Source organism: Segetibacter koreensis DSM 18137 (assembly GCF_000374045.1).
Taxonomy (GTDB): Bacteria; Bacteroidota; Bacteroidia; order Chitinophagales; family Chitinophagaceae; genus Segetibacter; species Segetibacter koreensis.
Genome location: NZ_KB893385.1, coordinates 156,261 through 179,008, shown reverse-complemented (window position 1 = coordinate 179,008; position 22,748 = coordinate 156,261). Strand labels below are relative to the sequence as shown.

Sequence of the window (22,748 nt, the reverse complement as noted above, 5' to 3'; positions counted from 1 at the left end):
ATCATGATAGAACAAAGCAAGCAACTATTTGACCGCGCTCAGAAAAGTATACCGGGTGGAGTAAATTCGCCGGTAAGAGCATTTAAAAGCGTGGGCGGAACGCCAATATTTATAGATAAAGCCAAAGGTGCATATTTATATGACGCCGACGGCAACAGATATATCGACTATATTTCTTCATGGGGCCCCATGATTTTAGGTCATGCTTATGAACCTGTTGTAAATGCAATTTGTGAACACGCAGCTTACTCAACCTCTTATGGTGCCCCAACGAAATTGGAAGTTGAGATGGCTGAGTTGATTATAAGCATGGTGCCAAACGTCGATTTAATAAGAATGGTTAGTAGCGGAACCGAAGCTTGTATGAGCGCTTTGCGTTTAGCCAGGGGATTTACCGGAAGAAATAAGGTTATAAAATTTGAAGGTCATTATCATGGTCACGCTGACAGCTTTTTAGTAAAAGCAGGTAGTGGGCTGGCAACTTTTAGTATTCAGCAGGTTCCGGGAATTACAGCTGGTGTTGCAAATGACACACTAGTCGCTTCATATAATAACCTGGAACAGGTTAGAGCATTGGTTTCAGAAAACAAAGGTGAAGTAGCATGTATTATTACTGAGCCAGTTGCCGGAAATATGGGATGTGTTTTACCTGAAGCGGGATTTCTGGAAGGTCTGAGACAAATATGTGATGAAGAAGGTATTGTTTTAATAATGGATGAAGTCATGACTGGCTTTAGGTTGGCGCCGGGTGGAGCCCAGGAAAAATTAGGTATAAAGGCTGACCTTGTTACCTATGGAAAAGTAATTGGCGGAGGTATGCCTGTTGGTGCATTTGGTGGTAAACTCGAAATAATGGAGCATATAGCTCCTCTTGGAAATGTATACCAGGCAGGAACATTAAGCGGTAACCCAATTGCCATGATAGCAGGGTATATTACTTTACAAACTTTAAAAGAAAACCCATCGATTTATACAGAATTAAATGAAAAAACTGTTTACCTCAAAAACGGGTTAGATAAAGTTTTAAAAGCATGGGAACAACCTTTTATAATTAATCAATTCGGTTCTATGATCAGTATTCACTTTAGCGATCACCCTGTTACTGATTTCACGAGTGCAGCTTCAGCTAATAATAAAATCTTCAATAAATTTTTTCATTCCATGCTCGATAGAGGCATTTATTTACCTCCATCTGCATTTGAAAGCTGGTTTTTAAATAATGCACTTTCGTACGAAGATTTAGATGAAACTATTAAGGCTGTCGAAGAAAGTTTAAAGACGATAAATTGATTAGAAAATAACTCGCAATAATAACCAGATATACGGCGGCTTTTCTAAATTTTTTTGATTATTGGTATGAATATCATTGAGTAACCAGTTCTTTTAAACACGCCAAAAAAGTTCTTTTAATAAATTCCTTAACTGTTACTGCCGTAGGGACTTAATAATTCGCAAGGTTTTAAACCAGTATGTTTTTTAAAAGCTGTAGAAAAGTGTGAAATTGAAGAATAACCTAAAATAGCAGAAACATCAGTTACACTTAATCCCTTTTCGTACAACAGGTACTTCGCATGTTCCATTCGTTGCTGCTGATAAAAATCAAAAATAGTAGTGCCAAAAATTTCCTTAAAGCCTTTTTTTAAATAACATTCATTAATAGCTACTTTCCTGCTTAATTCTTTGATCGTAATTGGCTCCCCAATATGCTGCAACAGTACTTCCCTGGCATGTAAGATCTTTTCACGGTCAAGGTCGTTCGCAAGAAATTTACAAGAAAATCCCTCCTCTTTTTCATCTACCAGGCATTCGAGACTATATAATAAAAGTTCATGAATTTTTGCGTTTACAAATATATTTTCCAGTGAGCCACTATAGCTATGGTTAAGCAGAGAGTCAAGAACTATTCGCTTGCGGTTGCAAACAGGGAAAATTTTCGAAAAAGATGAAGGATGCTTAAAGGCTAAAACTTCATCTTTTCTATTGCTGAGCTTTATATTTTGCGTAAACTGGCTAAGAAATGTGTGGGTAAAATGAAAGGTGAAAACATCTGCAGTATATATCTTTCCCCTGCAATTATTTGTTGGTAATTCACTGCATTTTGTACAACTTTTTTCCTCACAATATCTATTGCCTGTGCAGCAGTACTTTAATTCAAGGTAGTTTTTGTTAGGATCATTAACATGATAATGATAAACCATCAAACCGGTGTCATCCGTTGTGACAGGATGATGCGCATAATAACGCTTAATGGAATACTCAATAGACCCTGGAATGTTTTGCTCTTTTTGGTAAAGCAAATCCATATCAGAGGCAATGGTAGTTTGATTAGCAACTTTCAAAACGTCGCGGGTATTTAACATACAGACGCAAAAATAATGTATTTGCTTTATTGCGTCTATAAAGTAAATGTCTTGAGCAAGTCATATTAAATTTTATACGGTTTTTTGCTTCTTATATATAAATTACAGGTAATCGCCATCAAATTTCCATTTACCTTTATTTACTTTTTATTTACAAATCCGTTGCTATCTTTCCATTTTATGCTGCTTTTCTATTAATGGGAATTCTGTGTAAATAAACATGCGGTCTTGGACATCGTAATTTATTTTTCCTGAAACTCAATACAGTAAAGGGTTTCCGGTTTTTTTTTGTTTTTTTACAACTGTAAAAGCATAATAATATTATTGGCTTTTAGCCGGATTACAATTTTAAATTTGATAAAATAGAGTTAAGGAAGAGAATATTAAAAAGTTAAGAAATTATTAATAGAAGGTTTTTGCAGCTATTAACAATGATTTTTTGAACGATTGATAGGCAAAAAAATGCCCGCCAGCTACAAAAGAGCTAATAATTCATTAACGACTATTTTAAAACGATTGCCTGCCATTGCTAATTAGTTTAGTGTACTTTAAGCCAGTATTTTTTTATTTTTTAAACCTTATCGATTTATGACAGGTACCGGGTTATACTCTTCCGACTACGAACAAGATTCATGTGGAATTGGGTTTGTAGCTAATATAAAAAACAATAAATCTCACCAAACTGTTTCGGATGCTCTTACTGTATTAGAAAATATGGAGCATCGTGGTGCCTGTGGGTGCGAAAATAATACAGGTGATGGTGCAGGTATTACCATTCAGACCCCACATGAGTTCTTTTTTGACGAGTGTTTAAAAAGCGGTGTTCACCTGCCTTCTTTTGGAAGGTATGCAGCCGGAGTTATTTTTTTCCCAAAAGATGTAGCATTAAGAGAAGAGTGCCGTAATATTTTTAACAGGTCTGCTGAAAAGCTTGGACTTGAGATTTTGCATTACCGGAAAGTACCGGTAAATCCTGACGGAATAGGACAGTCAGCTTTATCTGTAGAGCCAGAAATGGAGCAGGTTTTTATTTCCTGTCCTGATAACATTTCTAACCCCGAAGATTTTGAACGTAAGTTGTTTGTATTGCGTAACTACGCAAGCCATACAATAAATAATTCCGTTAAAAAAGACGAAATCGGTTTTTATATCGCGTCTCTTTCATATAAAACTGTTATTTACAAAGGTCAGTTTACCAGTTCTCAATTAAGACATTATTTTCCTGATCTTAACGATCGCAGAGTAGTATCTGCCTTTGCTTTAGTGCATGCGAGATTTGCCACAAATACTTTTCCTTCCTGGAAACTTGCGCAGCCATTCAGGTATATGGCTCATAACGGTGAAATAAATACTTTGCAGGGAAACCTGAATTGGTTAAAAACCAGTGAAAAAGGTTTCACTACTCCTTATTTTACGCCAGAAGAAATGGAAATGATATTGCCGGTTATAACAGCCGGCCAGTCTGATTCTGCCTGCCTCGATAACGTTATTGAATTACTTGCCCTGACCGGCCGTTCTCTTCCCCATGTAATGATGATGCTAATTCCGGAAGCCTGGGATGGCAATGAATTAATGGACCCGGTAAAAAAGGCATTTTATGAATTTCATGCAAGCTTCATGGCTCCGTGGGATGGTCCCGCATCTATTTCTTTCACTGATGGTAAAATGATAGGAGCTACACTTGACAGAAACGGATTACGTCCTTCGAGATATGTTGTTACCCATGATGACAGGGTAATTATGGCCTCTGAAACAGGTGTTCTTCCTGTTGATCCTGCGCTGGTAAAAGAAAAAGGGAGATTGCAGCCCGGTAAAATGTTTGTTGTAGATCTTGAGAATGGAAGAATTATCAGTGATGATGAACTGAAAAAAACGATTTGTTCTCAAAAACCTTATGGAGAATGGTTGAATAAATATAAAATAAGGCTTGAAGAACTACCTGAGCCCAGAGTTCTGTTTACTAATCTTGAGCATGACCAGATTTTTAAATACCAGAAAAGCTTTGGTTACTCTTCAGAAGATGTTGAAACCACTATAGCGCCAATGGCTTTAGATGGAAAAGAGCCAATAGGTTCGATGGGAACTGATGTGCCATTAGCTATTTTAAGTGATCGTCCTCAACATTTAAGCAGTTACTTCAAACAACTTTTCGCGCAGGTAACTAATCCACCCATCGATCCTATCAGGGAGAAATTGGTGATGTCTTTGGCCACCTTTGCAGGTAGTAATGGCAATTTTTTAATTGAAGATCCGCTTGCTTGTCATAGTGTTGCTTTAGATCAGCCAATTCTTACCAACCACCAACTTGAAAAGATCCGCAGTATTGATACTGGAATGTTTCATGGGAAAACATTACAGACATATTTCCGGGCAGATGGTAAACCCGGTTCTATGCAAAAAGGGCTTGACAGGCTTTGCCGTTATGCTCTCGATGCTGTGGCAGATGGCTATAAACTACTTATTTTATCTGACAGGGCAATAGACTCTGGTCATGCCCCCATTCCATCTTTACTTGCAATTTCCGCCGTTCATCATTTTCTCATTCGCAAAGGGTGTCGTGGCCAGGTAGGTATTGTAGTAGAAGCCGGGGATATTTGGGAAGTGCATCATTTTGCCTGCCTTATCGGGTTTGGTGCCACTGCAATTAACCCTTACCTCGCTTTCGCGACTATTCACGATTTAAACGAAAGGGGAAAAATTCAAACGCAACTCGACGATAAGCAGTTAGCTAAAAATTATATCAAGGCTGTTAATGATGGGTTGTTGAAGGTATTCTCTAAAATGGGTATCTCAACACTTCAGTCATACCAGGGAGCACAAATATTTGAAATAATCGGTATCAATAAATCAGTTGTTGATTTATATTTTACAGGAGCACCTTCACGTATTGAGGGAATAGGTTTAGATGAGATAGCAAAAGAAACATTAGCGAAACATTTTGTAGCGTTTAAAAAGAAAGCTGAACCTTTTGAAAGGTTAGCAGAAGGTGGAGTGTACGAGTGGAGAAAAAATGGCGAATTTCATCTTTTCAATCCTCAAACTGTTCACTTGTTGCAATATTCAACAAAGATGAATGATTACAAAACCTTCAAAAAATACTCGAAACACGTAAATGATCAAAGTGAGAAAGCTTGTACGCTAAGAAGCTTGTTTCAGTTTAAACCCAGTCGCCCGTCTATTTCAGTTGACGAGGTAGAGCCTGCAGAAAACATCTACAAGCGATTTGCCACAGGAGCAATGAGTTTCGGCTCTATTTCACATGAAGCGCATTCTACTCTTGCTATCGCTATGAACCGCCTGGGAGGTAAAAGTAATACTGGTGAAGGCGGTGAAGATGAAATAAGATATGATCCTCTTCCCAATGGAGATTCCCTGAGATCTGCTATTAAGCAGGTCGCATCCGCGAGGTTTGGCGTTACCAGCTATTACCTTACAATGGCAGAGGAACTGCAGATAAAAATGGCACAGGGGGCTAAGCCGGGAGAAGGCGGACAATTGCCGGGTCATAAAGTAGACGAATGGATCGGAAGAGTTCGCCATGCTACACCTGGTGTTGGCTTAATTTCTCCACCTCCCCATCACGATATATATTCTATTGAGGATTTGGCGCAGTTGATTTTTGACTTAAAAAATGCTAATCGTGCTGCTCGAATAAGTGTAAAACTGGTATCAAAAGCAGGAGTAGGTACTATTGCTGCAGGTGTTGCTAAGGCTAAGGCAGACTCTATATTAATTTCTGGGCACGATGGTGGCACCGGTGCTTCACCTGTTACATCTATAAAACATGCAGGTTTGCCATGGGAATTAGGATTGGCTGAAACTCACCAGACTTTGGTAAAGAATAAATTGCGTAGCCGCGTAGTTGTGCAAACAGACGGCCAGTTAAAAACCGGCAGAGACGTAGCCATAGCAACGCTGTTAGGTGCGGAAGAATGGGGTATTGCTACAGCGGCGCTTATTGTCGAAGGTTGTATAATGATGCGTAAGTGTCATCTAAATACATGTCCTGTAGGGGTTGCCACACAAGATCTGGAATTGAGAAAGCGATTTACCGGTGATGCAGAACACGTCATCAATTTCTTTAAATTTATTACGCAGGAATTAAGAGAAATAATGGCCGAACTTGGTTTTAGAACTGTTAATGAAATGGTTGGCCAGGCAGATTGCCTTGAAGCAAAAACTGATGTGCACCATTGGAAATATGGAAAACTGGATGTTTCTAAAATATTATATAAAGAACCTGCAAGTGCAGAAACAGGATTATACAAACAGGAGGAACAGGATCATGGCCTGGAAAATGTGTTAGACTGGAAACTGCTGGAAGTAGCGCAACCTGCTTTGGAAAATGGCGAAAAGGTGTATGGTTCGTTTGAAATAATAAATACAGACAGAACTGCAGGAACTATTGTATCCAATGAAATATCAAAAAGGTATCGGTCTAAAGGTTTACCGGAGGATACCATTCACTATAAATTTACCGGTACCGCAGGTCAAAGCTTTGGTGCATTTAATACAAACGGGGTAACTCTTGAATTAGAAGGTGATGCCAATGACCACTTTGGAAAAGGATTGTCAGGAGCAAAACTGATAGTATACCCTTCAAAACAGGCAACGTTTGTGCCTGAAGATAATATCATAATCGGAAATGTTGCGTTCTATGGTGCGACTTCGGGAGCAGCATATATAAGAGGTAAAGCCGGTGAACGTTTCGGGGTTCGTAACTCAGGAGTTAATGCAGTAGTAGAAGGTGTAGGGGATCATGGATGTGAATATATGACCGGTGGCCGCGTAGTGGTTTTGGGAGATACGGGAAGAAATTTTGCTGCAGGCATGAGTGGAGGTATTGCATACGTGTATGATGTAAAAAATGCTTTTTCGACTCTTTGCAATAAAGAAATGGTTGATCTTGACCCGGTAGATGGAGACGATACAGCCGAATTGAGAACTATGATAGAAGATCATTACAGGTACACTGATAGTAGTGTTGCAAAGTTTGTTCTTGAGGATTTTGACAATCAATTGAAAAACTTCATTAAAGTATTTCCAAAAGATTATAAGAAGGCACTCGCTGATGCAAAACATAAGCAAATGGTGAAAATTGATAATAATTTTTAAACAAGCAGAAAAGTCTTATACCAACAACGTTGTATCATTTGTTGTAACAGCACCAAGAATTTAACTAATAAAACCATCTGTATTTTGTAAATAAAATACTTGCATGACAAGTTCAAGTGAGTTGCAATGTACAAGTGTGCGACGCAAGAAAAGTTGATAAGAGAGAAAAGGTTTGGTGCAAAAAATTTAATATTAGTAAAATACGAATAATGGGAAAACCAACAGGTTTTTTAGAATTTACAAGAGAGCTTCCTAAGAAAAGGCCGGTAGAAGAGAGAATACATGATTTTAATGAATTTGTACATCTTTATGAGGAGGAGAGGCTCAATCAACAAGCTTCTCGTTGTATGGATTGCGGTATTCCATTTTGTCATAATGGTTGTCCTGTAGGGAATCTTATACCTGATTTTAATGATGCCGTTTATCGCAGAAATTGGAAAGAAGCTTATGAAATTCTTTCTGCAACCAATAATTTTCCTGAGTTCACAGGAAGAATTTGTCCGGCCCCGTGTGAGAGTTCTTGTGTGCTTGGTATAAACCAACCAGCAATAACAATAGAGGAAATAGAAAAACATATTATTGAAATTGCTTTTCAAAAAGGATATGTTCAGCCATTTAAAGGCATTGTAAGAACCGGTAAAAAAGTAGCGGTTGTGGGATCTGGTCCTGCAGGACTTGCAGCAGCAGCCCAACTGAATTATGCAGGACATTCTGTGACTGTGTATGAAAGAGATGATGAGCCTGGAGGATTATTACGATATGGAATTCCTGATTTCAAACTTGAAAAATGGGTGGTGGAACGGCGTATAAAATTGTTAGAGGAAGAAGGAGTCATATTTAAATGTAATGCAGAAGTTGGAGTAAATGTAAATATGAATGATCTGCTAAGAAACAATCATGCAATTGTATTAGCTGGTGGTTCTACTATCCCCAGGGACCTAAAAATTCCGGGAAGGCATTTAAAAGGAGTTGCATTTGCAATGGATTTTCTCAAACTTCAAAATAAGAAAGTTAGCAACAAACCAATAGGAGAGGATTTTGTAGCCACTGGAAAAAATGTTGTAGTAATTGGTGGAGGAGATACAGGAAGTGATTGTGTCGGAACCTCTAACCGTCAGGGTGCTATTTCTGTTACCCAGTTCGAATTGCTGCCCAAACCTCCCCAGGACCGTAATGATTATATGCCTTGGCCTACTTATCCAATGGTTTTAAAAACCACCTCTTCACACGAAGAAGGAGTAGATCGCAAATGGGCTGTTTCTACAAAAGAATTTATTGGCGATGAAGACGGAAACCTAAAAGCTTTAAAAATCGTTGATCTTGAATGGAAGTTGACTGAAGACGGAAGACCTGCGCAATTTGTGGAAGTGCCGGGTAGTGAGCGGGAAATACCTTGCGAAGTAGCATTATTGGCAATGGGATTTTTACATCCACAACACCAAGGGTTATTAATTGAGCTTGGCGTTGATCTTGATGAGAGAGGTAATGTAAAAGCAAATGACAAACATTATCAGACAAATATTGAAAAGATTTTTTCTGCAGGCGATATGCGGAGAGGACAGTCACTTGTAGTTTGGGCCATAAATGAGGGAAGACAATGTGCTGCTAGAGTAGATGAATATTTGAGCGGTGTTTTTTCGAAATAATTTTTTCTAATAATTATAAAAAAGAGTTGCTGAAAAGCAGCTCTTTTTTTTTAATGTAATATTAATGAAACTACGGAGTGAATATATTAATAATAAAAATATCTATGTTTTTTTTCAAGAAAGTTTTAAAAAAACGGTTACTACTTCAAATATTTAGTATTAATTTAGTAAAAATTTACTTTTTTTTATTTCAAATTAATACAATAGCAGACATGAAAAAACTTCATCTTAAAAAAATTATTCCATTTTTATTATTGGGTTTTGTGGCGATTGCATCTATTTTCATCCCTTCGCTACCTTCATTTAACGACGCGGGAAAATATAATACTGCTGATATTGCCTGGATTATTGTTGCAACAGCTTTTGTATTTTTAATGACACCAGGTTTAGCCTTTTTTTATGGTGGAATGGTGCATCGAAAAAATGTTCTGTCGACAATGATGAAAAGTGTAGCGGCAGCAGGTGTAGTAAGTGTGCTATGGGTAGTGGTAGGTTTTAGTCTTTGTTTTGGTGACTCTGTCCACGGTTTAATTGGAAATCCTTCAACTTACTTTTTCTTTAAAGGCGTTACATCTGGTGCTCCCTGGAGTTTGGCCCCTACTATTCCTTTGCTATTGTTTTCCTTATTTCAGCTCATGTTTGCCATCATTACTCCGGGTCTTGTTGTGGGAGCCGTTGCGGAAAGAATAAGATTTACTTCCTACATATTATTTATTGCACTTTTTAGTTTGTTGGTGTATGCTCCTATAGCGCACTGGACCTGGCATCCTGATGGTTTTTTATTTAAAATGGGTGCTCTTGATTTTGCAGGAGGCACAGTGGTTCATATTTCTGCAGGATGTGCTGCATTGGCCGGCGCCCTGGTTTTAAAGCGCAGACAGGTACACCTTGATCATAAAGAAATCCCTCCTGCCAATATTCCTTATGTTTTAATTGGAACAGGACTATTATGGTTTGGCTGGTTTGGTTTTAATGCCGGTTCTGCCTTAGGTGCTAATGCTCTTTCAGTGTCTGCTTTTGCCACAACTAATATAGCTGCTGCATCCGCCGGTCTTTCATGGATGTTTTTTGATGCCGTTCGTGGAAAAAAACCTTCTGTTCTTGGTTTCTGCATCGGTGCAGTTGTTGGCCTGGTTGCTATTACTCCTGCCGCAGGATTTGTAGCTATACCTCAAAGTATATTTATAGGTTTTGTAGCTGCTATTATTTCCAATACGGCAGTTTATTACAAGCAAAAATCAAGGTTGGATGATACACTTGATGTATTTCCTTGTCACGGTCTCGGCGGAATAGTGGGTATGATTATGACAGGTATTTTTGCAACTACTACTGTTAACAGCGCAGGTGCCAACGGTTTATTATACGGTAATTCTTCTTTTCTTCTTACTCAATTAAAAGCCCTGACTATTGTGGTTGCTTACAGCTTTATAGTTTCTTATGCAATATTTAAATTCATCAATTACATTCTTCCTCTTAGGGTGACTTCTGAAGAAGAAGAATTAGGTTTAGATGCAAGCCAGCACGATGAGAAGTATATGCAGGGAACATTACTCATTCATAATAATGGCGTGCTTCGTGAAGAATTGATCGAAGAGTAAAAAAAGATGCAGGATATTATAAAAAAAGGTACGGCTGTGCAATAAGCTTCGGCAAAAGCTTAAAAGCCGTACTCTTCTTTAATCACCAAAACCCAAACACAATGTTACACAAATTTTTGTTGACATGTGGAGCTATGAGTGCTTTTTTAGCTACGTATTCACAGGATTCAGCAAAGGCATCGCCTGCCTTTAAACTATCCGGCTCCGCTGATGTTTATTACCGGTACAATTTTAATAATCCCACCGAAGCTCCTTACAACAATTTTACAAGCTTTACCAATTCTCAGAATTCATTCGAACTTGGTATGGCTTCTCTAAAGGCCGAACACTCTTTTGGAAAAGCATCTGTTACCGCAGATTTAGGTTTTGGTAAAAGGGCAGAAGAATTTTCATACAACGATGCATCAGGAAATAAAGGATTTTCATTATCTAACCTGAAGCAATTGTTCGTTACTTATGCGGTATCAGATAAATTGAAACTTACCATGGGTAAGTGGGCGACGCATGTTGGGTATGAATTGGTAGATGCTTACCTAAATAGAAACTACAGCATGTCTTACATGTTTTCTTATGGACCGTTTTTTCACACAGGTTTAAAAGCTGATATCTCGTTAGGCGGTAAAAGCGCCTTAATGGTTGGAGTAGCTAACCCTACAGATTATTCTACCACCACTTCGGCAACAAAGTTTGCAATAGCTCAGTTTAGCACAGCCACCAGCAACAATAAAGTAAAAGCATATGTAAACTACCAGGGAGGTAAAGTTGTGCCCGGAGTTTCTTTAAACCAAGGCGATGTTGTGATAACCGGAGCCGTATCTAATAAATTTAGTATTGGTTATAATGGAACAATTCAATTTCGTAAACCTTCCGGAAAATCCGGGGATAGCTGGTGGGGATCAGCTCTATATTTTAACGTCGATCCCTCTTCCTTCTTCGGCTTAACCCTGCGAACAGAATATTTTAGCGATAAGAAATCGGTTGTAGGCGTTGGAAGTAGTGTTTTTGAAAACACCCTTTCTGCGAATTTTAAAGTTAGCAATCTTACTATAATTCCAGAGGTTAGGTTAGACAATGCATCTGCAGGTATCTTCAGAAAAAACAACAGTGATGTAACTAAAAGTACAGCTTCAGCTATTGTAGCTGCTGTTTATAGTTTTTAATAAACGACAAGTGACACTCCTTGTAATTTTTCTTTAAAATGTTTTAATTTTTTAATCAACCTTAAAAACTATTAAAATGGAACAAGTTGATCGACTCACTACTTATGTGAAAAGCAAAGGCAGTTTATCAGAAAATTCCGATCATCCTACTATGAAAAAAAGTGTTACTGCAATACCTTTTATACTGGTTACAATTTTTGCTGTAATATCGATTTTTATACCATTGGCTAAAGATTTTGATGGTGCTTCAACATATAATTTTGCTGACATCGCCTGGCTTCTGATTGCCTCTGCGCTTGTATTACTCATGACCCCGGGTTTATCATTTTTCTATGGAGGTATGGTGAGTAAGAAAAATGTCATATCTACAATGTTGCAAAGTTTTATTGCTACCGGATTGATTAGTGCAATATGGGTAGCATTTGGTTTTAGCCTGGCTTTTGGAAAATCTATTCATGGCTTTATTGGAGATCCGTCGGAGTTTTTCTTTATGCGAGGTATCAACTCTCATGCTCCGTGGACCCTTGGCCCCACTATCCCGCTTTTGTTATTTGCATTGTTTCAAATGAAGTTCGCAATTATTACCCCTGCTTTAGTTGTGGGTGCAACCGCCGAGCGAATTAGGTTTACTTCCTACGTTTTATTTATGTTGCTTTTTAGCATTTTTATTTATGCTCCTCTTGCCCACTGGACCTGGCACCCGGACGGCATTTTGTTTAAGATGGGTGTATTGGATTTTGCAGGAGGCACTGTTGTTCATATTTCCGCCGGTTGTGCAGCATTAGCGGGAGCTATTGTTCTAAAAAGGCGGGCAGTTCACATAAGACGGGAAGACACTAAGCCTGCACGCGTGCCTTATGTATTATTGGGCACCGGCTTGTTGTGGTTTGGGTGGTTTGGATTTAATGCAGGATCAGCCTTGGCAGCAAATAGCCTTGCTGTCAGCGCTTTCGCAACAACAAATACTGCGTCTGCTGTTGCCGGTCTTACCTGGATATTTTTTGATGCATTAAAGGGTAGAAAACCCTCTGCACTTGGTTTTTGTATTGGTGCCGTGGTTGGGCTTGTTGCAATTACTCCGGCTGCCGGATTTGTCGGTGTGCCGCAAAGTTTCTTTATTGGTTTTATAGCCGCCATCTGTTCAAACATGGCTGTTCATTGGAAAGGAAAAACTACAATAGATGATACGTTAGATGTTTTTCCGTGTCACGGAATTGGCGGCATTGTAGGTATGATAATGACCGGTGTGTTTGCCAATAAAAAAATAAATGCAGCAGGAAACGACGGGCTGATATATGGGGGAACCGAGTTTTTCTTACACCAGGTATTAGGGTGTATAATAGTGGTTGTTTTTGCTACCGTTATGGGATTTATTCTTTTTAAATTGGTCGACATAATTCATCCGATGCGTGTGACTGACGTAGAAGAGCAAACCGGATTAGACATAACTCAACATGACGAATCTCTTTGATTGATTGGTTTATTTTTAGAACGGCGTAGCAAAATTTAATTTATATAAAATAAAAATACTTTCGTTGAGCTAGAAATTGCCTAGCAATCAGTAGGCTATCATTTAAATTTTAGAAGGTTTTCTTAAAGGTTTCTTCCTTTATGTACGCGTGTTTGAAATCTATATCTATTTCACTTATACAACGATGAGGTATAAAAAAAGAGGCTCTGGTGTGAGCCTCTTTTTTTATACCTGCATATGGAATAAATTATCTTAAAAAGAGCATTTCCCTGTATTTAGGCAATGTCCATTCTTCATCTGCTACCAGTAATTCCAGTTTATCAAGGTTGTAACGAATCTTATCAAAATACTTTTCTTTAACGTCAGTACAATATCTTATTGCTTTTTCACGGCTGTCGGGTATGTTATTACAAACTTTACGTGCCTCAATCATATTGGTTACGTCCTCGCTTACCGCTCCAATCAAGTCTGAGATTCTTTGCAGTACTTTCTGTTGACTTTTATAAGAATTCTCTCCTAAGCCTAATTCTTTTAATCCCCGAATATTATTGATTATAGTGTTTTGATATTTAATTGCAGAAGGCAAAACATAGTTTGTAGTTATTTCTCCCATCACGCGGGCTTCTATCTGCACCTTTTTTATATATTTTTCTAATTCTATTTCATGCCGGGCTTCCAATTCATCGTGCTGGTAAACACCATTGCGTTCAAAAAGTGCCTTCGCCTTGTCTGATATCATTGCGTCTAATGCAAGAGGTGTTGTTTTTACATTGGGCAGACCCCGTCTCTCGGCTTCCTGTGCCCATTCTTCGCTATAGCCGTCACCTTCGAATAATACGTTTTTACTATCAACAATATAGCGTTGAATGGTGTGCATTAACGCGACTTCTCGTTTGTCACCTTTTTCAACCAGGCTATCTACTTCTTTTTTAAAGTTTCTTAGGGTTTCTGCCATAATTGTGTTTAGCACTGTCATAGCATTTGCACAGTTGGCAGATGAACCTACTGCGCGAAACTCAAATTTATTACCGGTAAACGCAAACGGAGAAGTACGGTTGCGATCAGTATTATCTAAAAGTAGTTCCGGAATACTTCTATGTAGATCAAGTTTTAAAATCGCTTCATCCTGTTCATCAAATTTTTCACCTACTCTTCCCTCAACCTCATTTAATACTTTAGTTAAATAATTTCCTATAAATACTGAAATAATTGCAGGTGGGGCCTCATTAGCGCCAAGTCTGAAATCATTTCCAGCGCTTGCTATAGAAGCTCGCATAAGGTCTGCATAATCATGCACCGCTTTTATAGTATTTACAAAAAAAGTAAGGAACATCAAATTCGTCTTAGGCGTTTTACCAGGTGCAAGCAGGTTTACGCCTGTGTCAGTGGCCATGCTCCAATTATTATGTTTGCCACTTCCATTTATGCCGGCAAAGGGCTTTTCATGCAGCAATACGCGCAAGCCATGACGTTTTGCTACCCTCGTCATTATATCTGTCAGCAATGTATTATGATCTACTGCAAGATTTACCTCTTCAAATATTGGCGCACATTCAAATTGGCTGGGTGCTACCTCATTATGCCGTGTTCGTAAAGGAATACCAAGTTTATAACTTTCTGTTTCAAAATCGCGCATAAAAGCGTAAACTCTTTCAGGTATGGATCCAAAATAGTGGTCTTCCAACTGCTGTCCTTTGGCAGGAGAGGCGCCGAATACAGTACGGTCGCAAAGTACCAGGTCGGGCCTTGCGTTGGCAAGAGATGCATCAATTACAAAGTATTCCTGTTCCCAGCCAAGCGTGGGTGTTACTTTACTTACATTTCTATCAAAATAATGACATACTTCAACCGCAGCTTTATCGAGAGCAGCAAGCGCTTTCAATAGTGGCGCTTTATAATCGAGGCTCTGGCCGGTATATGCTACAAAAATTGTAGGTATACACAGTGTAAGACCATTTCCTATTTCCATTATAAAAGCAGGAGAGGAAGGATCCCATGCGGTGTAACCTCGTGCTTCGAAAGTTGCTCTTAAGCCGCCACTCGGAAACGATGATGCATCAGGTTCCTGTTGGATTAATGCCCCTCCGTCAAACTCCTCTATAGCCGTTCCGTCACCTTTAAGAGTAAAAAAAGTGTCGTGCTTTTCTGCGGTTGTACCGGTTAAGGGCTGAAACCAGTGCGTAAAATGAGTAACCCCTTTGCTTTCTGCCCATGACCTAATGCCATTAGCTATCTGGCTGGCTACAGCTCTGTCTATTTTTTTACCTCCCTTGATGCTCGAGGCAAGACTTTTAAAAGCCTCGTCACTTAAGTATTCACGAGCACTTTTAAGAGTAAAAACATTCTCACCAAAAATGGCGGTAATTTTTTTACTCGGTTTTAAGGCAAAGTCACTTTCTGATAATTTATTTAAATTTTCAAGAGCAGCAAATCTTAATGACATATTCAATTACTTTTTAATTATTCTGTTTATATAAGATTCTTCAAAGAAACTGAGAATTTTTAAAATTAATTCATTTTATTGTCTTAATGCACATTCCGCTGTGAATGGGAAATATTTTTTGACAACAAATTGCCTTAAAAGAAATATAACCAGGTAGAAAAATACATATTAAAACAAATTATTGTTTATAACGTTAATAATTCAATTTCTTCTACCCATTCTTTGCTAAAGGTGTTTCTCGTTTTTTTTGATAATTCTTTTCTAAGAAAAAGGCTGTCAATACTGACAGCCTTTTTACACTTCTAATTAAAGACAATAATCTAATTACTATTGAAAGTTATGCTATAATCATTAAATACTAATATTTAAACTACAGCAGATTTAACAGTTTTAATGATACGCGCTGCTACTTTATATGGATCTGCAGCAGAGTTTGGACGACGATCTTCAAGGTAACCATTCCAGCCTCTTTCGACTGTAACAAGTGGAATACGGATAGATGCTCCACGATCTGAAACACCATAAGAAAAATCATGAATAGACGCAGTTTCATGTTTACCGGTAAGGCGTAAATGATTATCAGCGCCATATACTTCAATATGTTCTTTCACTACCGGGCGGAAAGCTTCACAAATTTTATCATATACTTCTTTGCTTCCTGCGGTTCTTAAAACTCCATTAGAAAAATTAGCATGCATACCAGAGCCATTCCAATCCAGAGTACCCAAAGGTTTGCAATGCCAGTTCACCGAAATACCATATTTTTCACCAATTCTTTCAAGCAAATATCGGCCAATCCAAATCTGGTCACCCGCTTCTTTAGCACCTTTGGCGAAAATCTGGAATTCCCATTGTCCAGCAGCAACTTCAGCATTAATCCCTTCTACGTTAAGGCCTGCATCAATACATGCATCAAGGTGTTCTTCAACAATATGTCTTCCAAAAGCATTGTTAGCACCAACACCACAGTAGTAAGGGCCTTGTGGCGCTGGGTAACCGCCGTCAGGAAAACCAAGAGGTTTATTGGTAGCAGTATCCCAGAGGAAATATTCCTGCTCAAATCCAAACCAAAAATCATTATCATCATCATTAATAAGCGCACGACCATTACTTGGGTGAGGTGTATGATCTGCGCTTAATACTTCGCACATTACCAAATACGCATTTTTGCGCTGAGGATCTTTTGTAATAAAGACAGGCTTTAATACACAATCAGAAGAACCTCCCGGAGCTTGCTCTGTAGATGAACCATCAAAAGACCAGTATGGCAAATCTTCTAGTTTGCCGCTAAAATCTTTTTCAATTTTTGTTTTACTACGCAGGCTTTGTGTTGGCTTGTAACCATCAAGCCATATGTACTCAAGTTTTGCTACTGACATAAGCAGTTTAAATTATGAATTTGATAATTTTACACGATTGTGGTGCAAAACTATATAAAAAAAGAATTATCAGTAAAAAATTATTCTTAAAGGTTATTTTTTTAAGGTTATTATAAGAAGATTATAGATATTTAAAATAAAATAATGTGTTTGTTTCGTTAATGAAATTAATTTTCAAAACAAATAAAAACAAAGTAGTGACATGGAAATATAAAGACGCCTATGCAATAATTGAACGACTAATAAAATCAGGTATAATTCCCGAAGAATTAATTTGATTTTCTGCATTATCTTCCCTGGTATTTCCCGATAGAACAAGAGTTGTTTTCACGCCAAATTTATTGCCCCCCAATATGTCAGTATTGAGGTTATCACCAACCATTAAAATGTCTTTTTTAGTAATTGGACCGATCCGCTGCTTCAACCTGTTATAAGCGTATGTAAACATCTGGGTGTCGGGCTTGCCGAAATGAATGAACTTTCTATTCATCATACTTTCTACAAGCCTTGCAATACCGCCTGCTGCAACAGCTACATCATTTTTTGAGACGGGGTATAGTTTATCGGAATTGGCAACAATAACAGGAATGTTTTTACGCCGAAGAAGGTTGATTGTCTTATTAATATCTATATTCCAGTCAAAGCCTTCATCATCTAAAAAAACAAAAGCAGAAACATCTGCAATGTTATCAAGATCAATATCTCGCACTGCAATATGTTGCAAACCAGACTGAAGTATATAGTGAGCAGAGTTTTCGGTACCGAGATAAGCTATTTTTCCTTCAGTTATTTTAGACTGAAGAAAGTGCTTTGCCATCATGCCGGAGGTAATAACTTCATGAGTTTCAAATCCATCCAATCCCAGCCGTGCAAAACTTTCAATTTGCTGTTCCTGGCTGCGCGATGCATCGTTGGTAAGGATGCGAATGGCAACACCTTTTTCTCTTAAGCTGGCTATTGTATCCTGCACTCCGTCAATAAGTCCTTTGTAATTTTTCAGTACGCCGTAGGAGTCTAAAAAAACTGCTCTGAATTTTTGGGCAAGAGGTAAAAAAGGTTGCAATTCCATAGGTAAGTTAAAGGTTCAATGCTTTTAAAATAATATCAGGATTAAATTGTTTTTCGATTGACGGAAGGTAAATTTCAAAAGCTTCTTTTTGTAATTTGGTAGCAAATAATTCGTGAAAGAAAAATCTTCCGTCTTTAACAACATAATTAAGAATAAAAAAGCGGTAAGCTTCTTTCAAAAATCTTATTTCCGGTTCTGTCAGCGGGTATACGCTATGATAAGACTTAAGGAAAAGTAAAAATCGCTCCTCCATTAAAGGCGTAATATAGTAACTAAAAACGGTTCTGTCTCCAACATCGGAAACAACACGGCTTAAAAAATAAAAGTCTAACATTCTCGATGCCATTCTAAACCAGTCGTAATCCCATCTTGAAAATAATTTAAAAGAAGAAGTAACCGAAAAATTACCAATGTTCCAGTCAATAAAAACTGGCAGTCTTTCAAATTCGGACTCTTTCAGTTTCTCACAGTTTTCAAGAAACAAATCCGACTGCTTCTTTATTTCGTCAGTGTGCAATCTATGTTCAAACTGGCCATAGTCTGTTTGAATTATCCGAAGTAAATGATCTATATCTGTTTTAAGTGTTTTTGAAGAGGGAGGGAGAGTATTTCGAGTGTAATGACACGCCTTGTGAAAAAGGGCAATCTGTTCGCCCAACTTTATTATTTGACCCTCTTCAAGTCGTTTTGGTAAACGTTTTTTTATTGCAATGGGCCTGTAAAACACTACCCATGCATCTAATATCTTATTTTGATAACGATATACAAATAATTGATTTCCCTTAACCAATGAGCGAGCCAGGAAGTTTTCAAATGGTGCCGGCAAATTGTTTGAAAGGGTGTCTATAATACTATGATCCTCCACAAAATGCTCAAACTCCCCAAAGTAAGAAAGCTTTGCAATAATGAAATTGCCATCTACAAATGTAATCCGATACACATGGTTAGTAGAAACCATGGCGCTTATGTCAACTATCCTCGCTATTTCCCTGGTGTTGTCATATGCTATCCAGGCTTCTTTTACTATGGCTGTAAAATCGATAAAAGGCATATTTAATAATTCACGCCCGGTAACGTCATTGAATGTTTTTACCATCTATTGTTCATTTAGCAATCGTATTCGTTTTCTACTTTTCCTGCTTTTTTGTTTGTTAATTTCCCAATCCTGTTTTTCAAATGTCACGGATAAATACATATGAGAAAAACCTTTTGCGAAGGTTGCATCACAAATAATATTTAAAGTTTTGCTTTTATATTATTGCCCTCATGATTTACCAGAATTTAAAATAACTACAAATTACATTAATAATTTACTGCAAAACTGACTTCATTTCTATTCGTTCCATTTTATTGCGTGGATAAAAATATTCAACGTTCTTTACTGCAGCTTTTTATGGTGGTTTTGCTTTTCTTAAACGTTTTTATCTATTCTTTATTATTAAGATTTACATTTTTACCCAATCAAAAATTTAAAGATAAAAGATTTTCTAAGCCAATTAAATCTACAAAATTTCTTACTTTAATTTGACCTTCTGTTTTATTCTTCCCTTTTTCAAATAATTTTTGCAGAAAAGGCTTTATCATAAGACAGCAGTATAAACCACTCCAGATCTGTTTGAGGGCTCTCTAAAATCGTGTGGTTACGAGGAAATTTGTTTGTATTACAACAAATAGCGAAAATATGAGAGCGGCCTCCTAATTTTTATATAGTTGATGATAAAAGTTTTCACTTACCTTAGCGGCGAAAATTCTATTGTTGGGACAAGCACCTGCACATATTAATTATTTTAAAACCGCTGGTATAACTTCAGGTTATGCACCTGTTAGCATTATTACCATTACTACAACCCTTTAGGGGTTGTACATTACTATATTACCTCCGGGCTTCTTAGCTGCAAAAAACCAAAAGGTTTTTTCACTCACAATTCAATTTATTTAAAACAAGGTTCATGCAAGTATTAAAATTTGGTGGAAGTTCTGTAGCGAATGCAGAAAACATCGAAAAGGTTGTTAACATTATTCAGCAAAGGTCAGCAGGAAAAAAAACGATTGTAGTTGTATCTGCCCTTGGTGGTATTACAGATATTTTACTGCAATGCGGTTCTATGGCTGCTTCAGGAAATGAGGAGTACAAAAACAAATTGCAATATATAGAAGCGAGACACATAGAAACGGTAAAAGCATTAATTCCCGTAACACAGCAAAGCAGAATTCTGAGCCATGTTAAAACACAATGCAACGAGCTTGAAGATATATTTAATGGTATCTTTTTACTGAGAGAATTGTCGTTAACTACAAAAGACCGTATAGTAAGTTATGGTGAACTTTTGTCTTCTCAAATTCTTGTATCGCGACTTTTATCTTTAAATATGGATGCCGTATGGAAAGACGCGAGAGACATTATCACAACCGATAGCAGCCATACTTCTGCTGCAGTAGATTTTGCCATCACCAATAAGCAGATTTATGAATATTTTTCCGTCGATGATTATGCAATAACAGTAGTTCCGGGTTTTATTGCTTATGATGCAAATAAAAGAACTACTACTCTCGGAAGAGGAGGTTCTGATTATACTGCAGCAATTATAGCAGCAGCGATTAACGCCGAAAACTTAGAAATATGGACAGACGTATCAGGCATGATGACTGCTGACCCGCGTCTTGTTCCGACTGCAAAAGCAATTCCGCGTATTTCTTACCAGGAAGCCATGGAGCTTTCTCACTTTGGCGCTAAAGTTATTTATCCTCCTACCATTCAGCCCGTAATGAAAAAACAAATTGCCGTATGGATAAAAAATACTTTTAGCCTGGAAGATGAAGGAACATTAATAGAAAATATTTCTCTACGCAACGGCAAAAATATTAGAGGAATTTCAAGTGTAAACGAAATTGTACTGTTAAGTCTTGAAGGCAGCGGAATGATAGGAATTCCGGGTTTTTCAAAACGACTTTTTGAGGCACTGGCACAGGAAAAAATAAATGTTATTCTTATTACGCAAAGCTCATCTGAACATTCCATATGTGTGGGTATCGATCAGAAGAATGCTGTTATTGCTAAACAATCAATAGACAGAATTTTTGCACATGAAATTGAGACAGGGAGGGTTGAGCCCCTTGTTGTAGAGGAAAACTTATCCATTATTGCACTGGTGGGCGACAACATGAAAAATCATCCGGGCATTAGTGGTAAAATGTTTGGCGCATTAGGACGAAATGGTGTAAATGTTCGCGCTATTGCACAAGGTTCTTCAGAAAGAAACATTTCAGCTGTTATTTCGAGAAATGATGTAAAAAAAGCTATTAACGTTTTACACGAAGAATTTTTTGAAACCACGTACAAAGAAATTCATTTATTTGTAGTAGGTGTCGGAAATGTTGGAAGCAAATTATTGGCGCAGCTCAACCAGCAACAAGCCTATCTGCAGGAGCACCTGCGACTTAAAATAAAAGTAGTTGGTATTGCAAATAGCCGGAAAATGTATTTTGACGATGAAGGGATAAACCTGATGACATGGAAAGACAAAATACAGCAAGGCGAAGCGATGCAGATAGACACTTTTATCGAAAACATTCAATCTAAAAACCTCCGTAATACTGTTTTTGCAGATGTGACTGCCAATGAACAAATAGCTCATTCGTACACTCATCTTTTGGAACGCAGTGTTTCTATTGTTGCCTGCAACAAGATCGCCTGCTCTTCTCCCTACCAATATTACAAGAAACTAAAAGATCTTGCAAAAGAGTATAATGCACAATTTCTTTTTGAGACCAATGTAGGAGCTGGTTTGCCGGTAATAGGAAGCCTGAATGACCTGTTGAGAAGTGGCGACCAGGTTAACAGAATTGAAGCTGTTCTTAGCGGTACTCTAAACTTTGTTTTCAATCATTACAACGGTACAAAGTCATTTGCAGAAGTGGTGCGGCAGGCACAAGACGAAGGTTACACCGAACCTGATCCGCGATTAGACCTAAGCGGAACAGATGTAATGCGTAAAATTATGATTCTTGCAAGAGAGTCAGGTGAAAAGCTTGAAATGGAAGATATTACCAATAATTCCTTCATGCCGCCATCATGTATGAAGGGAAGTGTAGAAGATTTCTACAAAGAAATGGCTAACCATGAAGAGCATTTTCATGCACTATACCAGGAAGCGGCTAAGGCTGGCAACAAATTGAAATTTGTTGCGACATACGATAATGGAAAAGCCTCTGTAGGTTTACAGCAAATACCACCTCAGCACGATTTGTATCATTTATATGGAAAAGATAATGTCGTGTTGTTTTATACAAATCGTTACTCAGAACAACCACTTGTAGTGAAAGGTGCAGGTGCTGGCGCTGAAGTCACAGCGTCTGGTGTTTTTGCAGACATCATTCGTGCAGGCAGATAGAAGAAGAATTTTTTGAAAACTGGACTAAAGGGATTAAACATTCTTGCGACGTAGTACTTGCATCGGCTGATACTTGAATTAGTGTTTTTAAAAGAGAAGTAGCACCGGTAAAACAA

The 22,748-nt window shown here is 37.9% G+C and carries 12 protein-coding genes; 7 read left to right on the top strand and 5 right to left on the bottom strand.

Features of this window, described 5'->3' with window-relative positions; genetic code table 11:
* Window positions 1-3 precede the first annotated feature (3 nt).
* Entirely contained in the window at window positions 4-1,290 is a 1,287-nt protein-coding gene (gene hemL / locus B154_RS0125885) for a glutamate-1-semialdehyde 2,1-aminomutase (protein ID WP_018617267.1), read from the top strand.
* Window positions 1,291-1,418: 128 nt separating this feature from the next.
* On the opposite strand, the gene B154_RS0125880 is transcribed toward hemL, so the two are convergent.
* The gene (locus tag B154_RS0125880; RefSeq protein ID WP_018617266.1) at window positions 1,419-2,360 is read right to left on the bottom strand and encodes a helix-turn-helix domain-containing protein; all 942 of its coding nucleotides are present in this window, start codon (window positions 2,358-2,360) and stop codon (window positions 1,419-1,421) included.
* A 588-nt stretch (window positions 2,361-2,948) separates the two neighbouring features.
* Here B154_RS0125880 and gltB point away from each other — a divergent pair.
* The 5 genes from gltB (at window position 2,949) to B154_RS0125855 (ending at window position 13,350) form a co-directional block, all read left to right on the top strand.
* Window positions 2,949-7,475, top strand: a complete 4,527-nt coding sequence (gene gltB, locus B154_RS0125875; RefSeq protein WP_018617265.1) for a glutamate synthase large subunit — start codon at window positions 2,949-2,951, stop codon at window positions 7,473-7,475.
* A 209-nt stretch (window positions 7,476-7,684) separates the two neighbouring features.
* On the top strand, window positions 7,685-9,121 hold the full coding sequence (locus B154_RS0125870) for a glutamate synthase subunit beta (RefSeq protein ID WP_018617264.1): 1,437 nt from the start codon (window positions 7,685-7,687) through the stop codon (window positions 9,119-9,121).
* A gap of 212 nt (window positions 9,122-9,333) precedes the next feature.
* On the top strand, window positions 9,334-10,719 hold the full coding sequence (locus tag B154_RS0125865; RefSeq protein ID WP_033412739.1) for an ammonium transporter: 1,386 nt from the start codon (window positions 9,334-9,336) through the stop codon (window positions 10,717-10,719).
* Between the two features lie 101 nt (window positions 10,720-10,820).
* A complete protein-coding gene (locus B154_RS0125860; protein WP_018617262.1) occupies window positions 10,821-11,879 on the top strand; it encodes an outer membrane beta-barrel protein in 1,059 nt (352 codons plus the stop codon).
* A gap of 76 nt (window positions 11,880-11,955) precedes the next feature.
* Complete coding sequence (locus tag B154_RS0125855; protein WP_018617261.1) at window positions 11,956-13,350, top strand: ammonium transporter; 1,395 nt, start codon at window positions 11,956-11,958, stop codon at window positions 13,348-13,350.
* Window positions 13,351-13,597: 247 nt separating this feature from the next.
* On the opposite strand, the gene B154_RS0125850 is transcribed toward B154_RS0125855, so the two are convergent.
* The 4 genes from B154_RS0125850 to B154_RS0125835 form a co-directional block, all read right to left on the bottom strand.
* A complete protein-coding gene (locus B154_RS0125850) occupies window positions 13,598-15,793 on the bottom strand; it encodes a glutamine synthetase III family protein (protein WP_018617260.1) in 2,196 nt (731 codons plus the stop codon).
* Between the two features lie 365 nt (window positions 15,794-16,158).
* Window positions 16,159-17,172, bottom strand: coding sequence for a glutamine synthetase beta-grasp domain-containing protein (locus B154_RS0125845; RefSeq protein ID WP_018617259.1), 1,014 nt, complete (start codon window positions 17,170-17,172; stop codon window positions 16,159-16,161).
* Window positions 17,173-17,392: 220 nt separating this feature from the next.
* Window positions 17,393-18,241, bottom strand: coding sequence for an HAD-IIA family hydrolase (locus tag B154_RS0125840; protein ID WP_018617258.1), 849 nt, complete (start codon window positions 18,239-18,241; stop codon window positions 17,393-17,395).
* A 7-nt stretch (window positions 18,242-18,248) separates the two neighbouring features.
* Window positions 18,249-19,337 (bottom strand): aminoglycoside phosphotransferase/kinase family protein, encoded by a 1,089-nt coding sequence (locus B154_RS0125835; protein ID WP_018617257.1) that lies wholly within the window; start codon window positions 19,335-19,337, stop codon window positions 18,249-18,251.
* A gap of 853 nt (window positions 19,338-20,190) precedes the next feature.
* Between B154_RS0125835 and thrA the strand changes: the two genes are divergently transcribed.
* Window positions 20,191-22,632, top strand: coding sequence for a bifunctional aspartate kinase/homoserine dehydrogenase I (gene thrA / locus B154_RS0125825; protein WP_018617255.1), 2,442 nt, complete (start codon window positions 20,191-20,193; stop codon window positions 22,630-22,632).
* Window positions 22,633-22,748: the final 116 nt, after the last annotated feature.

What these genes read in the sequence shown, in the direction of transcription:
- hemL (WP_018617267.1), top strand. Translation starts at nt 4, where the DNA reads ATGATAGAACAAAGCAAGCAACTATTTGACCGCGCTCAGAAAAGTATA.
- B154_RS0125880 (WP_018617266.1), bottom strand. Translation starts at nt 2,360, where the DNA reads ATGTTAAATACCCGCGACGTTTTGAAAGTTGCTAATCAAACTACCATT.
- gltB (WP_018617265.1), top strand. Translation starts at nt 2,949, where the DNA reads ATGACAGGTACCGGGTTATACTCTTCCGACTACGAACAAGATTCATGT.
- B154_RS0125870 (WP_018617264.1), top strand. Translation starts at nt 7,685, where the DNA reads ATGGGAAAACCAACAGGTTTTTTAGAATTTACAAGAGAGCTTCCTAAG.
- B154_RS0125865 (WP_033412739.1), top strand. Translation starts at nt 9,334, where the DNA reads ATGAAAAAACTTCATCTTAAAAAAATTATTCCATTTTTATTATTGGGT.
- B154_RS0125860 (WP_018617262.1), top strand. Translation starts at nt 10,821, where the DNA reads ATGTTACACAAATTTTTGTTGACATGTGGAGCTATGAGTGCTTTTTTA.
- B154_RS0125855 (WP_018617261.1), top strand. Translation starts at nt 11,956, where the DNA reads ATGGAACAAGTTGATCGACTCACTACTTATGTGAAAAGCAAAGGCAGT.
- B154_RS0125850 (WP_018617260.1), bottom strand. Translation starts at nt 15,793, where the DNA reads ATGTCATTAAGATTTGCTGCTCTTGAAAATTTAAATAAATTATCAGAA.
- B154_RS0125845 (WP_018617259.1), bottom strand. Translation starts at nt 17,172, where the DNA reads ATGTCAGTAGCAAAACTTGAGTACATATGGCTTGATGGTTACAAGCCA.
- B154_RS0125840 (WP_018617258.1), bottom strand. Translation starts at nt 18,241, where the DNA reads ATGGAATTGCAACCTTTTTTACCTCTTGCCCAAAAATTCAGAGCAGTT.
- B154_RS0125835 (WP_018617257.1), bottom strand. Translation starts at nt 19,337, where the DNA reads ATGGTAAAAACATTCAATGACGTTACCGGGCGTGAATTATTAAATATG.
- thrA (WP_018617255.1), top strand. Translation starts at nt 20,191, where the DNA reads ATGCAAGTATTAAAATTTGGTGGAAGTTCTGTAGCGAATGCAGAAAAC.